The sequence below is a fragment of the Streptomyces sp. NPDC000878 genome (assembly GCF_053599695.1).
Genome location: NZ_JBSFMT010000033.1, coordinates 1 through 14,308 on the forward strand (window position 1 = coordinate 1; position 14,308 = coordinate 14,308).

The 14,308-nt window shown below is 69.0% G+C and carries 10 protein-coding genes; 1 reads left to right on the top strand and 9 read right to left on the bottom strand.

Annotated elements, in window-relative coordinates:
• Positions 1 to 108: 108 nt before the first annotated feature.
• The 6 genes from ACWDR4_RS26765 to ACWDR4_RS26790 form a co-directional block, all read right to left on the bottom strand.
• Complete coding sequence (locus ACWDR4_RS26765) at positions 109 to 861, bottom strand: SDR family oxidoreductase (protein WP_450412526.1); 753 nt, start codon at positions 859 to 861, stop codon at positions 109 to 111.
• A 17-nt stretch (positions 862 to 878) separates the two neighbouring features.
• The gene (locus tag ACWDR4_RS26770) at positions 879 to 2,036 is read right to left on the bottom strand and encodes an acetyl-CoA C-acetyltransferase (RefSeq protein ID WP_450412376.1); all 1,158 of its coding nucleotides are present in this window, start codon (positions 2,034 to 2,036) and stop codon (positions 879 to 881) included.
• A gap of 43 nt (positions 2,037 to 2,079) precedes the next feature.
• Positions 2,080 to 2,694, bottom strand: a complete 615-nt coding sequence (locus tag ACWDR4_RS26775) for a TetR/AcrR family transcriptional regulator (protein WP_450412378.1) — start codon at positions 2,692 to 2,694, stop codon at positions 2,080 to 2,082.
• Between the two features lie 31 nt (positions 2,695 to 2,725).
• Complete coding sequence (locus tag ACWDR4_RS26780) at positions 2,726 to 3,514, bottom strand: SDR family oxidoreductase (RefSeq protein WP_450412380.1); 789 nt, start codon at positions 3,512 to 3,514, stop codon at positions 2,726 to 2,728.
• Positions 3,515 to 3,553: 39 nt separating this feature from the next.
• Positions 3,554 to 5,194, bottom strand: coding sequence for a cytochrome bc1 complex cytochrome b subunit (gene qcrB, locus ACWDR4_RS26785; protein ID WP_450412382.1), 1,641 nt, complete (start codon positions 5,192 to 5,194; stop codon positions 3,554 to 3,556).
• Positions 5,195 to 5,269: 75 nt separating this feature from the next.
• Positions 5,270 to 5,989 (bottom strand): vWA domain-containing protein, encoded by a 720-nt coding sequence (locus ACWDR4_RS26790; protein ID WP_450412383.1) that lies wholly within the window; start codon positions 5,987 to 5,989, stop codon positions 5,270 to 5,272.
• Between the two features lie 90 nt (positions 5,990 to 6,079).
• Here ACWDR4_RS26790 and ACWDR4_RS26795 point away from each other — a divergent pair, with 90 nt between their 5' ends.
• Positions 6,080 to 6,934: a chitosanase gene (locus ACWDR4_RS26795; protein ID WP_450412385.1), complete on the top strand. Its 855-nt coding sequence runs from the start codon at positions 6,080 to 6,082 to the stop codon at positions 6,932 to 6,934.
• A 125-nt stretch (positions 6,935 to 7,059) separates the two neighbouring features.
• Here the strand turns inward: ACWDR4_RS26795 and ACWDR4_RS26800 are convergent, their stop codons facing one another.
• From ACWDR4_RS26800 to ACWDR4_RS26810, 3 genes are all read right to left on the bottom strand, one after another.
• Positions 7,060 to 8,520, bottom strand: a complete 1,461-nt coding sequence (locus tag ACWDR4_RS26800; protein WP_450412387.1) for a glutamate synthase subunit beta — start codon at positions 8,518 to 8,520, stop codon at positions 7,060 to 7,062.
• A complete protein-coding gene (gltB, locus tag ACWDR4_RS26805) occupies positions 8,513 to 13,153 on the bottom strand; it encodes a glutamate synthase large subunit (protein ID WP_450412389.1) in 4,641 nt (1,546 codons plus the stop codon). The genes ACWDR4_RS26800 and gltB overlap by 8 nt, the downstream gene beginning before the upstream one ends.
• Positions 13,154 to 13,516: 363 nt before the next feature.
• Positions 13,517 to 14,248 (bottom strand): VIT1/CCC1 transporter family protein, encoded by a 732-nt coding sequence (locus ACWDR4_RS26810; RefSeq protein WP_450412391.1) that lies wholly within the window; start codon positions 14,246 to 14,248, stop codon positions 13,517 to 13,519.
• Positions 14,249 to 14,308: the final 60 nt, after the last annotated feature.

A 14,308-nucleotide genomic window follows, 5' to 3' on the forward strand; every position in this document is an offset into this window, starting at 1 on the left:
GTCCGGCGATTGAGGACGAGCGCGTTCAGCGCGAAAGGGGGGTCTGGGGGCGCAGCCCCCAGGGGATGGGAACGGGTAAGGGCGGCGGGGGCGAAGAAACTCCCCGCCTCAGCCACCCCCCTTGTTGGCCGTCGCCGCGTCCAGGAACGCCGGCCGCTCCCCACCGCCGTGCACCAACAGACTCGCCCCACTGATGTACGCCGCCGCGTCCGACGCGAGGAACACCGCCGCCGCGCCGATGTCGGACGGGCCGGCCAGGCGGCCCAGCGGCACCGTGCGGGCGACCGCGTCGAGGCCGTCGGTGCCGCCGTAGTGCAGGTGGGACAGCTCGGTCCTGACCATGCCGACGACGAGGGTGTTGACCCGCACGTCGGGCGCCCACTCCACGGCCATCGACCGGGCGAGATGCTCCAGCCCTGCCTTGGCGGCGCCATACGCGGCGGTCCCCGGCGACGGACGGCTCCCGCTGACGCTGCCGATCATCACGACGGAGCCCCGGGCCCGTTTCAGGTGCTCGTACGCCGCGAGGGACACAGTGAGCGGCGTGATCAGGTTCAGCTCGATGACACGCGCGTGCCGCTCCACATCAGCGCCACCGTCACCGTCACCACCCAGCGGCCGATAAGGACTGCCCCCCACGTTGTTCACCAGCACGTCGAGCCGCGGCAGCCCCCCGACGAAGTCGTGCACGGCGGTCCGGTCCCGCAGGTCCACAGCCGTGAACTCCACGCCGGGCAACGGGACTTCGGGCGGCCGACGAGCGCACACCACGACCTCCGCACCGGCCTCGACAAGGGCCCGGGCGATACCAGCGCCGACTCCACGCGTACCGCCGGTGACAAGAGCGACACGCCCCTTCAAATCAGCCACCGAGGCGTTCAAAGCCGCTCGATGATCGTCACGTTCGCCTGTCCCCCGCCCTCGCACATCGTCTGCAGCCCGAACCGGCCCCCCGTGCGCTCCAGTTCATGCAACAGCGTCGTCATCAGCTTCACGCCGGTCGCGCCGAGCGGGTGCCCCAGGGCTATCGCCCCGCCGTTCACATTGACCCTCGCCGGATCCGCACCCGTCTCCTTCAGCCACGCCAGGACGACCGGCGCGAAGGCCTCGTTGATCTCGACCAGGTCGATGTCGTCGATGGACAGGCCGGTCTTCTTGAGGGCGTGGGCGGTGGCCGGGATCGGCGCCGACAGCATCCGGATCGGGTCCTCGCCCCGTACGGAGAGATGGTGGATCCGAGCCCGCGGGCGCAGCCCGTGCTCGCGTACCGCCCGCTCGGAGGCGAGCAGCATCGCGGCGGCGCCGTCGGACACCTGGGAGGAGCAGGCGGCGGTGATGGTTCCGCCGTCGATGACGGGCTTCAGCCCGGCCATCTTGGCCAGGGAGGTGTCCCGGCGCGGTCCCTCGTCCACGGTCACCGTCTCGTAGGCCACGGTCTCGCGCGCGAAGCGGCCCTCGTCGATGGCCCGCACCGCCCGTTCGTGCGAGAGCAGCGCGAACTCCTCCTGGTCCAGCCTGCTGATGCCCCACTTGGCGGCGATCATCTCGGCACCGGCGAACTGGTTCACCGCCCGGTCCCCGTACCGCGCCCGCCAGCCGATGCTGCCCGCGAACGGGCCCTCCGTCAGCCCCAGGGGCAGGGCGGCCTGGCGGGAGGCGAAGGCGATCGGGATCATCGACATGTTCTGGACGCCGCCCGCGACGACCAGGTCCTGGGTGCCGGACAGCACGGCCTGCGCGGCGAAGTGGACGGCCTGCTGCGAGGACCCGCACTGCCGGTCGACGGTCACCCCCGGCACCTCCTCGGGCAGCCCGGCGGCCAGCCAGCAGGTGCGGGCGATGTCCCCGGCCTGCGGCCCCACCGTGTCCAGGCACCCGAAGACGACGTCCTCCACGGCGGCCGGGTCCACCCCGGCCCGCGACATCAGCGCCGTCAGCGCGTGCGCGCCCAGGTCGGCGGGATGCACCCCGCTCAGACCACCTCCGCGCCGCCCGACGGGCGTACGGACCGCTTCGACGACATAGGCCTCGGCCATGGCAACTCCCCAGACTCCCCTATGAGTTACACGAGTTGTGGACTTATGTGCGGACGGCGATCCCGTCCAGCACCATCGACAGGTACTGCCGGGCGATCTCCTCCGGGCTGTGCTGTCCGCCGGGCCGGTACCAGGACGCGGCGACCCACACGGTGTCGCGCACGAAGCGGTAGGTGAGACGGATGTCGAGGTCGGCGCGGAAGACCTCGGCGGCGACTCCGCGTTCCAGCGTGGACAGCCACGCCTTCTCGAACTTGCGCTGCGACTCGGCCAGGAACGCGAACCGCTCCTGCACCACCAGTTGCCTGCTCTCCTTCTGGTAGATCGCGACGGCTGCGCGGTGCCGGTCGATCTCCCGGAACGACTCGGTGACCAGCGCCTCCAGCGTCTCGCGCGGCCCGGACTCGGCGTCCAGGACGGCGTCGTAGCCGTGCCACAGCTCGTCGAGGAACGTGCGCAGGATCTCCTCCAGCATCGATTCCTTGGAGTCGAAGTGGTAGTAGAGGCTGCCCGCGAGCATGCCGGCGTGGTCCGCGATCTTGCGTACGGTGGTGGCGTTGTAGCCCTGCTCGGCGAAGACCTCGGCGGCGGTGTCGAGGAGTTCGCGACGGCGGGCCGGTACGGCGGTCACCTGGGGCTTCTTCTTCGTAGGAGGCACGTGTCCATTGTGGTCCCAGACATAAGTCGTCCTAAGCGTGCTGGCTGCTGACGGAGACGACTTCTCCGGTCAGGTACGAGGAGTAGCCGGACGCCAGGAACACGATCACGTTGGCCACCTCCCAGGGCTCGGCGTACCGCCCGAAGGCCTCGCGGGCCGTCAGTTCCGCCAGGAGTTCGGGGGTCGTCACCTTCACGAGGTGGGGATGCATGGCGAGGCTCGGTGACACCGCGTTGACCCGGACGCCGTACTCCGCCGCCTCGATCGCCGCGCTCCGGGTCAGCGCCATCACGCCCGCCTTGGCGGCGGCGTAGTGCGCCTGCCCGGCCTGGGCCCGCCAGCCGACGACGGACGCGTTGTTGACGACCACACCTCCGGAACCGCTCTCCCTGAAGGCCCGCAACGCGGCCCGTACGCACCGGAACGTGCCGTTGAGTGTCACGTCCAGCACCCTCGACCACTGCTCGTCCGTCATGTCGACGAGGGCCGAAGTGCCGCCGAGACCGGCGTTGTTGACGACTATGTCGAGCCGCCCGTGCGCCTCCACAGCCGCGTCGAACAGAGCCCGCACCTGACCCTCGTCGGTGACGTCGCACGGCAGCGAGTCGACGGCGCCCTCGAACTCGGCGGCCAGCTCCCCCTCGTACTCCTTGAGCCGTCGCGCGTGCGCGTCGCTGATCAGCACGCGCGCACCCTCCTCCAGGAACCGGCGGGCGGTGGCCCCGCCGATCCCCGCGCCCGCGGCTGCCGTGATCACGGCGGTGCGCCCCTTCAGCAGCCCATGCCCGGATACGTACGCCGGACTGTCGACGTCTCCCATGGAGCCACCGTAACCTACCAAACACTTGTTAGAGAAGGTCTAGTGGGAGTGATCACCGCTGGTGATCTCCTGGTACTCCTCGACCGTCGGCTTCGGAATCCGCGTGTCGGGGCCGAACATCGACCGCGCCAGCCGGGCCCGCAGCCGCTGCCCGGGGCTGACCTTGCGGCGGACGCCATTCGCGTCGACGAGCGGGCCGATCTCGTACGGCGGGGCCTGTTCGTGCTGGGTGAGGGTGAACAGCGCGTCCTGCGGGAGGGGTTCGTGGATCTCGACGTACTCGCCGTGCGGGAGGCGTTTGATCGTGCCGGTCTCCCTGCCGTGCAGCACCTTGTCGCGGTCGCCGCGCTGGAGCCCCAGACAGATCCGCTTCGTCACGACGAAGGCGAGCACCGGCACCACGAAGAACCCGATCCGTACGAACCAGGTGATCGCGTTGATCGACAGATGCAGATGCGTGGCCACGATGTCGTTGCCGCCGCCGATCAGCAGCACGGCGTACAGACTCAGCCAGGCCACACCAAGTCCCGTACGGACAGGGACATTTCGTGGCCGGTCGAGGATGTGGTGCTCGCGTTTGTCGCCGGTGATCCAGGCCTCGATGAACGGGTACACACCGATGGCCGCCATGATCAGCGGGAAGAGGGAGAAGGGGATGAAGACGCCCAGCGCCAGGGTGTGGCCCCAGGCGTTGATCTCCCATCCCGGCATCACCCGGATCAGCCCTTCGGAGAAGCCGAGGTACCAGTCCGGCTGGGCGCCGGTGGTGACCAGGTCGGCGCGGTAGGGGCCGAACGCCCATACGGGGTTGATGCTGGCGATGCCGCCCAGGACCGCCAGCACACCGAAGGTGAGGAAGAAGAAGCCGCCCGCCTTGGCCATGTAGACCGGCAGGAAGGGCATGCCGACGACCGACTTCTGGTCGCGGCCGGGCCCCGGGTACTGCGTGTGCTTGTGGTAGAAGACCAGGATCAGATGGGCGACGACCAGCCCCAGCATGATCCCCGGCAGCAGCAGCACATGGATCGGGAAGAGCCGCGAGATGATGTCGTGGCCCGGGAACTCCCCGCCGAACAGGAACATCGAGAGGTACGTCCCCACGACCGGGACGGACAGGATCGCGCCGTCGGCGAAGCGGAGGCCGGTGCCGGAGAGCAGGTCGTCGGGGAGCGAGTAGCCGGTCAGACCGGTGATGATGCCGAGGAACAACAGGGTCCAGCCGAACGCCCAGTTGAGCTCGCGCGGCTTGCGGAACGCGCCGGTGAAGAAGACGCGCATCATGTGGATGAGCATCCCGGCGACGAAGACGAGCGCCGCCCAGTGGTGGATCTGCCGGATCAGCAGTCCGCCGCGTACGTCGAAGCTGATGTCGAGCGTGGACTCGTACGCCCTGGTCATGATGACGCCGTTGAGCGGGGTGTACGAGCCGTTGTAGACGACCTCGACGCCGCTCGGTTCGAAGAAGAGGGTGAGGTAGACGCCGGTGAGGATCAGGATGAGGAAGCTGTAGAGGCAGATCTCGCCGAGCATGAAGGACCAGTGGTCCGGGAAGACCTTGCGCATGTTGGCCTTGGCGAGGGCGTAGAGGCCCAGCCGTCCGTCGGCCCAGTCGGCCAGCTTCTCGCCCTTGGGGGCCTCACCCCTGCGCGCTGAACTCCCTTTGCCCACAGCCGTGTTCATCCGTACTGCCTCCCCCTCGGATCATCCTCAGGGTGGCACGACGGAGCACCTGTGCCAACGGGTCGTACGCCGGTGTCAGCCGACGATCCCTGCCGCCCGCGCCGCGACCAGCCACTTCGGGAACTCGCCCACCAGCCGGTCGTACAACTCGTCGTCGGACACGGCGCGCGGATCGGAACCGGCGTGGAAGAACCCGGCGTTGTCGACGACCCGCCGGTCCGGCACCGCCAGTTCGTCGAGCTTCCGCAGGAAGTCGAACTGCTTGCTCGTGGCGTCCCCGAACCCGATGAACTGCCAGAACAGCGGCAGCCGGGCCGACTTGCAGACGTACCGTTCGGCGGCGAGCTTGTTGACGGGGCCGCCGTCGGTCTGGAAGACGACGAGCGCGGGGGCCGTCGACCCGCTGTCGAGGTAGTGCTCGATGACGGCGTCCATGGCGAGGTGATAGCTGGTCTTGCCCATGTGTCCGAGCCCGGCCACGATCCGGTCGACGCTCCCCGCGTGGTCGTCGAGCGCGATACCGGTCACGGCGTCGATGTCGGTGGAGAAGAAGACGACGGGAACCGTTCCGTCGTCGTCGAAATGGGCCGCCAGCCCCAACACCCGGTCGGCGAGCGCCTGCACGCTGCCGTCCTTGTAGTACGGCTTCATGGAGCCGGAGTGGTCGACCACCAGATAGACGGCGGCCGGTTGCCCGCCGAGCCCGTGCCGGTCCACGGCCGCCCCGGCGCTCTTGTACAGGCTGACCAGCGCGGGAGCGCTCTCCTCCACCTTGGTGAGACTGATCGCGGCCACGGGTTGGCTCCTTACCGGAATGCGCCGGACTGACGCAAATGCTGAGAGTACGTCACCCGGACGAGCGAGGGCCCCACGTACCCTTTGCCCATGAAACGAACCGGCGTTCTCCTCCTCGCCGTGGCACCGCTGTTGGCAACGACCGCCTGTCTGTCCGTCGCCTCGGACGACTCTCGCGGGCCCGACGCCAGGCGGATGGAGACCGGCTCGCTCGACGCGGAGGCCACGCTCGCGGACCCGGCGAAGAAGGAGCTGGCCCAGCAGATCGTGGCGAGCGCCGAGAACAGCACGCTCGACTGGCGCAGCGCATACGGCTATGTCGAGGACATCGGGGACGGGCAGGGTTACACGGCCGGCATCATCGGCTTCTGCACAGGCACCCATGACCTCCTCACCCTCGTCGAGGCCTACACGAAGGAGCACCCGGACAACGCCCTCGCGTCCTACCTTCCGGCACTGCGCGCGGTCGACGGCACGGACTCGCACGAGGGTCTGGATCCCGGGTTCCCGGCTGCCTGGAAGCAGGAGTCGAAGGTCGCCGCGTTCCGCGAGGCCCAGGACGAGAAGCGGGACAAGGGCTACTTCGAACCGGCGCTGCGGCTCGCCGTCCGCGACGGGCTGGGGCTGCTGGGCCAGTTCGTCTACTACGACGCGATGGTCTACCACGGCCCGGGCACCGACTGGTTCAGCGTGGGCGGCATCCGTACCGCCGCCCTGAAGAAGGCCGACAGCCCGGCGGAGGGCGGCGACGAGAAGGCGTACCTGGGCGCGTTCCTCGACGCCCGCCGCAAGGCGATGCTGGACAAGCGGCCGGGCGTGAACACCAGCCGCGTCGACACGGCCCAACGGCGCTTCCTCGACGAGGGGAACCTGGACCTTCGTACACCGCTGGAGTGGAAGGTGTACGGGGACACGTACAAGGTGCCTCAGTCCGAGCGGTCTTGACGCCGAACGCGCCGCGGCGCCCGCCACGTCCGGTCGGGGACTGTGGCGAGCGCCGCGGTTTGTTCGTACCGTACGCCGTTGTACGGGACGTCTTCTGAGGGGCCGTCAGGTCTCCCTCGTGACCCTCAGACCATCAGGGAACGGTCCGTCGGGCGGATCGGGGCCGGGAGTTCGCTCACGCCCGTGAGGAAGCGGTCGACTCCGCGAGCCGCCGAGCGGCCCTCGGCGATGGCCCACACGATGAGCGACTGGCCGCGGCCGGCGTCACCGGCGACGTACACGCCCGGGACGTTGGTCGCGAAGTCGGCGTCGCGGGCGATGTTGCCGCGCTCGTCGAGGTCCAGGCCGAACTGGTCGACGAGGCCGTTGTCGCGGTCGGTGCCCGTGAAGCCCATGGCGAGGGTGACCAGCTGGGCGGGGATCTTCCGCTCCGTGCCCGGATTCTGCGTCAGCTTGCCGTCGATGAACTCGACCTCGGTGAGGTGCAGCCACTGCACGTCGCCGTGCTCGTCGCCCTCGAAGTGGGTGGTCGAGACGGAGTAGACGCGCTCGCCGCCCTCCTCGTGCGCCGAGGTGACCTTGTAGAGCATGGGGAAGGTCGGCCAGGGCTGGTTCGGGTTCCGCTCCTCGCCCGGCTGCGGCATGATCTCCAGCTGCGTGACGGAGGCCGCGCCCTGGCGGTGGGCGGTACCCACGCAGTCCGCGCCCGTGTCGCCGCCGCCGATGACCACGACGTGCTTGCCCTCGGCGGAGACCGGCGGGGCCACGAAGTCGCCCTCCTGGACCTTGTTCGCCAGGGGCAGGTACTCCATCGCCTGGTAGACGCCCTTCAACTCCCGCCCGGGGACGGGGAGATTACGGGCGGTCGTCGCACCGGCGGCGATCACGACGGCGTCGTACCGCTTGCGCAGGTCGGTCGCCTTGAGGTCGCGGCCGATCTCGATGCCCGTACGGAAGCGGGTGCCCTCCGCGCGCATCTGCTCGATACGGCGGTTGATGTGCCGCTTCTCCATCTTGAACTCGGGGATGCCGTAGCGCAGGAGGCCGCCGATGCGGTCCGCGCGCTCGTACACGGCGACTGTGTGACCGGCCCGGGTCAGCTGCTGGGCGGCGGCGAGACCGGCGGGACCCGAGCCGATGACCGCGACCGTCTTGCCGGAGAGGCGCTCCGGGGCCTGGGGGGCGACATCGCCCGTCTCCCAGGCCTTGTCGATGATCGAGACCTCGACGTTCTTGATGGTGACCGCGGGCTGGTTGATGCCCAGCACGCACGCCGACTCGCACGGAGCCGGGCACAGCCGGCCGGTGAACTCCGGGAAGTTGTTGGTGGCGTGCAGGCGCTCGGACGCCGAGGTCCAGTCCTCGCGGTAGGCGTAGTCGTTCCACTCGGGGATCAGGTTCCCCAGCGGACAGCCGTTGTGGCAGAACGGGATACCGCAGTCCATGCAGCGGGACGCCTGCTTGCTGATGATCGGCAGGAGCGAACCGGGGACGTAGACCTCGTTCCAGTCCTTGAGACGTACGTCCACCGGGCGGGACTGGGCGACCTCGCGGCCGTGGTTCAGAAAGCCCTTGGGATCAGCCATTGGTCGCCGCCTCCATCATCTTCTCGGTGATCTCGGTCTCGGTGAGACCGGCCTGCTCGGCGGCGGCCTTGGCGGCGAGCACTGCCTTGTACGTACTGGGGATGATCTTGCTGAAGCGCTCGACGGCGACGTCCCACTCGGCCAGAAGCTTCTCGGCGACCGTCGAGCCGCTCTCCTCCTGGTGGCGGCGCACGACATCGTGCAGCCAGACCTTGTCGGAGTCGTCGAGGGCCTCGACGGCGTCCGCGTTACCGACGTTGACGTTGTCGCGGTCCAGGTCGATGACGTACGCGATACCGCCCGACATACCGGCCGCGAAGTTGCGGCCCGTCGTGCCGAGGACGACCGCGTGACCGCCGGTCATGTACTCGCAGCCGTGGTCGCCCACGCCCTCCGAGACCACCGTGGCACCGGAGTTGCGGACACAGAACCGCTCGCCCGTCCGGCCGCGCAGGAACAGCTCGCCGCCGGTCGCGCCGTACGCGATGGTGTTGCCCGCGATGGTGGAGAACTCGGCGAGGTGGTCGGCGCCCCGGTCCGGGCGGACGATGACACGGCCGCCCGACAGACCCTTGCCGACGTAGTCGTTGGCGTCGCCTTCGAGGCGCAGCGTGACTCCGCGCGGCAGGAAGGCGCCGAAGGACTGGCCGGCGCTGCCGGTGAAGGTGATGTCGATGGTGTCGTCGGGCAGACCGGCCCCGCCGAACTTCTTCGTCACCTCGTGGCCGAGCATCGTGCCGACCGTGCGGTTGATGTTGCGGATGGCGACCTGGGCGCGGACCGGCTGGGCGTCGGTGGCGCTGTTCGCGGCGAGGGCGTCGGCGGCGCGCTTGATCAGCTCGTTGTCGAGCGCCTTCTGCAAACCGTGGTCCTGCTTGATGACCTGGTGGAGCGGGGTGCCCTCGGGCAGCTCCGGCACGTAGAAGAGCGGGGCCAGGTCCAGACCCTGCGCCTTCCAGTGGTTGACGGCCCGCTCGACGTCGAGGGTCTCGGCGTGGCCGACGGCCTCCTCGATCGTGCGGAAGCCCAGCTCGGCGAGGATCTCGCGGACCTCTTCGGCAATGAACTGGAAGAAGTTCACGACGTACTCGGCCTTGCCGGCGAACCGGTCGCGGAGCACCGGGTTCTGGGTGGCGATGCCGACCGGGCAGGTGTCGAGGTGGCAGACGCGCATCATGACGCAGCCGGAGACGACGAGCGGCGCGGTCGCGAAACCGAACTCCTCGGCGCCGAGCAGCGCGGCGATGACGACATCGCGGCCGGTCTTCAGCTGGCCGTCGGTCTGGACGACGATCCGGTCGCGCAGCCCGTTGAGCAGCAGGGTCTGCTGGGTCTCGGCGAGGCCCAGTTCCCAGGGACCGCCCGCGTGCTTGAGCGAGGTGAGCGGCGAGGCGCCCGTTCCGCCGTCGTGGCCGGAGATGAGGACGACGTCCGCGTGCGCCTTGGAGACACCGGCGGCGACCGTGCCGACGCCGACCTCCGAGACCAGCTTCACGTGGATCCGCGCCTGCGGGTTCGCGTTCTTCAGGTCGTGGATGAGCTGGGCGAGGTCCTCGATGGAGTAGATGTCGTGGTGCGGCGGCGGCGAGATGAGGCCCACGCCGGGGGTGCTGTGCCGGGTCTTGGCGACCCACGGGTACACCTTGTGGCCGGGCAGCTGGCCGCCCTCGCCGGGCTTGGCGCCCTGGGCCATTTTGATCTGGATGTCGTCCGCGTTGACCAGGTACTCGCTGGTCACACCGAAGCGGCCGGACGCGACCTGCTTGATGCTGGAGCGGCGCGCGGGGTCGTACAGACGGTCCGCGTCCTCGCCGCCCTCACCGGTGTTGGACTTGGCGCCCAGCTGGTTCATGGCGATGGCGAGCGTCTCGTGCGCCTCCAGGGAGATGGAGCCGTACGACATGGCACCGGTGGAGAACCGCTTGACGATCTCGCTGACGGGCTCGACCTCGTCGATGGAGATCGACGGCCGGTCCGACTTGAAGCCGAAAAGCCCACGGAGGGTCATGAGCCGCTCGGACTGCTCGTTCACCCGGTCCGTGTACTTCTTGAAGATGTCGTAGCGGCGGGTGCGCGTGGAGTGCTGGAGGCGGAAGACCGTCTCCGGGTCGAACAGGTGCGGCTCGCCCTCGCGGCGCCACTGGTACTCGCCGCCTATGTCGAGAGCGCGGTGCGCGGGCGCGATGCCGGAGGCGGGGTACGCCTTGGCGTGCCGGGCAGCGACCTCCTTGGCGATGACGTCGATGCCGACGCCGCCGATCTTGGTGGCGGTGCCGAGGAAGTACTTCCCGACGAAGGCCGTGTCGAGACCGACGGCCTCGAAGACCTGGGCGCCCCGGTAGGAGGCGACGGTCGAGATGCCCATCTTGGACATGACCTTGAGGACGCCCTTGCCGAGCGCGTAGATCAGGTTGCGGATGGCCTGCTCGGGCTCGATACCGGGCAGGAAGGTACCGGCGCGGACCAGGTCCTCGACGGACTCCATCGCCAGGTACGGGTTCACGGCGGCGGCGCCGAAGCCTATGAGCAGGGCGACGTGGTGGACCTCGCGGACGTCACCGGCCTCGACCAGCAGGCCCACCTGGGTGCGCTGCTTGGTGCGGATGAGGTGGTGGTGGACGGCGGCGGTGAGCAGCAGCGAGGGGATCGGCGCGTGCTCGGCGTCCGAGTGCCGGTCCGACAGGACGATCAGACGGGCGCCGTTGTCGATGGCCGCGTCGGCCTCGGCGCAGATCTCGTCAATGCGGGCGGCGAGGGAGTCGCCGCCGCCACTGACCCGGTAGAGGCCGGAGAGGGTCGCGGCCTTCATGCCGGGCATGTCGCCGTCGGCGTTGATGTGGATGAGCTTCGCCAGCTCGTCGTTGTCGATCACCGGGAAGGGCAGGGTGACGCTACGACAGGAGGCCGCGCTCGGCTCCAGCAGGTTGCTGGCGGGGCCGAGGGAGGAGCGCAGACTGGTGACCAGTTCCTCACGGATGGCGTCCAGCGGCGGGTTGGTGACCTGCGCGAACAGCTGGGTGAAGTAGTCGAAGAGCAGTCGCGGACGCTCGCTCAGCGCGGCGATAGGCGAGTCGGTGCCCATGGAACCGAGCGGCTCGCCGCCGGTCTTGGCCATCGGCGCGATGATGACGCGCAGCTCCTCCTCCGTGTAGCCGAAGGTCTGCTGGCGGCGGGTGACCGAGGCGTGGGTGTGCACGATGTGCTCGCGCTCGGGCAGGTCGGACAGCTCGATCTCGCCGGCTTCGAGCCACTCCGCGTACGGCTGCTCGGCGGCGAGGCCGGCCTTGATCTCGTCGTCCTCGATGATGCGGTGCTCGGCGGTGTCGACGAGGAACATCCTGCCGGGCTGCAGGCGGCCCTTGCGGACGACCTTCGCGGGGTCGATGTCGAGAACGCCGACCTCGGAGCCGAGGACGACGAGGCCGTCGTCGGTGACCCAGTAGCGGCCGGGGCGCAGACCGTTGCGGTCGAGGACCGCGCCGACCTGGACGCCGTCGGTGAAGGTGACACAGGCCGGGCCGTCCCAGGGCTCCATCATCGTGGCGTGGAACTGGTAGAAGGCGCGCTGGGCCGGATCCATCGTGGTGTGGTTCTCCCACGCCTCCGGGATCATCATCAGCACGGAGTGCGGCAGCGAACGCCCACCGAGGTGGAGCAGTTCGAGCACCTCGTCGAAGGACGCGGAGTCGGAGGCGTCGGGCGTACAGATCGGGAAGACCCGCTCCAGGCCCTTGTCCCCGAACAGGTCGCTGACCAGCTGCGACTCACGCGCGGCCATCCAGTTGCGGTTGCCCTTGACCGTGTTGATCTCGCCGTTGTGCGCGACGAAGCGGTACGGGTGGGCGAGCGGCCACGACGGGAAGGTGTTCGTGGAGAAACGCGAGTGGACGAGCGCGACGGCCGACGCGAAGCGGCGGTCGGACAGGTCGGGGAAGAAGGGCTCCAGCTGGCCGGTGGTCAGCATGCCCTTGTAGACGATGGTCCGCGCGGAGAGCGAGGGGAAGTAGACGCCGACCTCGCGCTCGGCGCGCTTGCGCAGCGCGAAGGCCTTGCGGTCGAGGTCGATGCCCTTGGCGGGCACCGCGGCGCTGTCCGCGACGAAGATCTGCCGGAAGGCGGGCATCGTCGAGCGGGCGGTGGCGCCGAGGAGTCCGGGGGCGACAGGCACCTCGCGCCAGCCGAGGACGGTCAGGCCCTCGTCGGCGGCGATCGTCTCGATACGGGCGATCGTCTCGGTACGTGAGACGGCCTCGTCGATGTTCGGGTCCGCGTCGGTCGCCGTCTCCTCCGGGAGGAAGGCGATACCGACCGCGTAGGAGCCCGCCTCGGGCAGCTCGAATCCGGCCACCTCACGGAAGAACGCGTCCGGGACCTGAGAGAGAATGCCGGCGCCGTCACCGGAGTCGGGCTCGGAGCCGGTGGCACCGCGGTGCTCCAGGTTGCGAAGAACCGTGAGTGCCTGCTCGACCAGCGCATGGCTCGCCTCGCCGGTGAGGGTGGCCACGAAGCCGACGCCACAGGCGTCGTGCTCGTTACGGGGGTCGTACATACCCTGCGCAGCAGGGCGAGCATCCATGAAGGACCGCTTCTGGCCATTCTCGGAATGCTGGGACGGCTGGCGCGGCGTACGCATCGGCTCTCCCGTCGTCGTCGTGTGGCATATGCATTAAGCCGAGGGACGACGTTGGCCCTCTTGGAGTGCAAAATTTCGTGCAGGTTACATGATGGGACGGTTCTCGGGAACCGGATACTACGTACCAACATGCGGACACCGTGACGCGCGGTGTGATGACCGCGCTCCGGTGGAAGTAATGGGGGTCGAAGCGGACAGATCGATGTCCTCCGACCCATGGCAAGGGGAGCGTCGTCGCCCACCTCGCGGGTGCGCCGCAGGCTTCGTTGCCCACAGCGCTTACGGCTCATGCCCAGTGGTTAAGCGTTCGAAACCAGCGAGTAACAGCTACTTATGCGGCCCAACGCATAAGTGCACGATTTCCTATCCTACGGCCGCGCCGAACAGACCGCCCAGGGCATACGTCACACCGGCCGCCGCACCCCCCAGCGCGAGCTGCCTGAGCCCGCTGAACCACCAGGTTCGCGCGGTCACCCGGGCCACCACGGCCCCACACCCGAAGAGCCCGACGAGCGCGACCAGCACGGCGGGCCACAGCGCGGTCGCCCCGAGCAGATAAGGGAGTACGGGAAGCAGCGCCCCGAGCGCGAACGCCCCGAAGGACGAACCCGCGGCGACGACAGGCGAGGGAAGCCCACCAGGGTCGACACCCAACTCCTCACGGGCGTGTATCTCCAGCGCCTGCTCGGGATCGCGCGAGAGCTGCCGGGCGACTTCACGGGCAAGCTCGGGCTGGACACCCCGGGACTCGTAGAGCGCGGCGAGCTCACGCTGCTCGTCCACCGGATGCTTCCTCAACTCCCGCCGCTCGACATCAAGTTCGGCCTCGACGAGTTCCCTCTGGGAGGCGACGGAGGTGTACTCACCGGCGGCCATCGAAAAGGCCCCGGCGGCAAGACCGGCGAGCCCGGTGATGACGACGGTCTGATGCGCAACAGCCCCGCCGGCCACACCGGTCATCAGAGCGAGGTTCGAAACAAGCCCGTCCATGGCCCCGAAAACGGCGGGCCGCAGCCACCCCCCGCTCACATCCCGGTGGGTGTGATTGTCCCGGTGCGCCTCATGCAACACCGCCTCGTTCTCGATGATGGCCACACCGTCCCCCATCCCGCTCCGGACATTGCCGAAGCAAACCTAGACTGATTCCAACCCTCG

Coding starts and splice junctions, on each gene's coding strand:
- ACWDR4_RS26780 (WP_450412380.1), bottom strand. CDS start 3,514: ATGGGAGACGTCGACAGTCCGGCGTACGTATCCGGGCATGGGCTGCTG.
- ACWDR4_RS26800 (WP_450412387.1), bottom strand. CDS start 8,520: ATGGCTGATCCCAAGGGCTTTCTGAACCACGGCCGCGAGGTCGCCCAG.
- ACWDR4_RS26770 (WP_450412376.1), bottom strand. CDS start 2,036: ATGGCCGAGGCCTATGTCGTCGAAGCGGTCCGTACGCCCGTCGGGCGG.
- gltB (WP_450412389.1), bottom strand. CDS start 13,153: ATGCGTACGCCGCGCCAGCCGTCCCAGCATTCCGAGAATGGCCAGAAG.
- ACWDR4_RS26795 (WP_450412385.1), top strand. CDS start 6,080: ATGAAACGAACCGGCGTTCTCCTCCTCGCCGTGGCACCGCTGTTGGCA.
- qcrB (WP_450412382.1), bottom strand. CDS start 5,194: ATGAACACGGCTGTGGGCAAAGGGAGTTCAGCGCGCAGGGGTGAGGCC.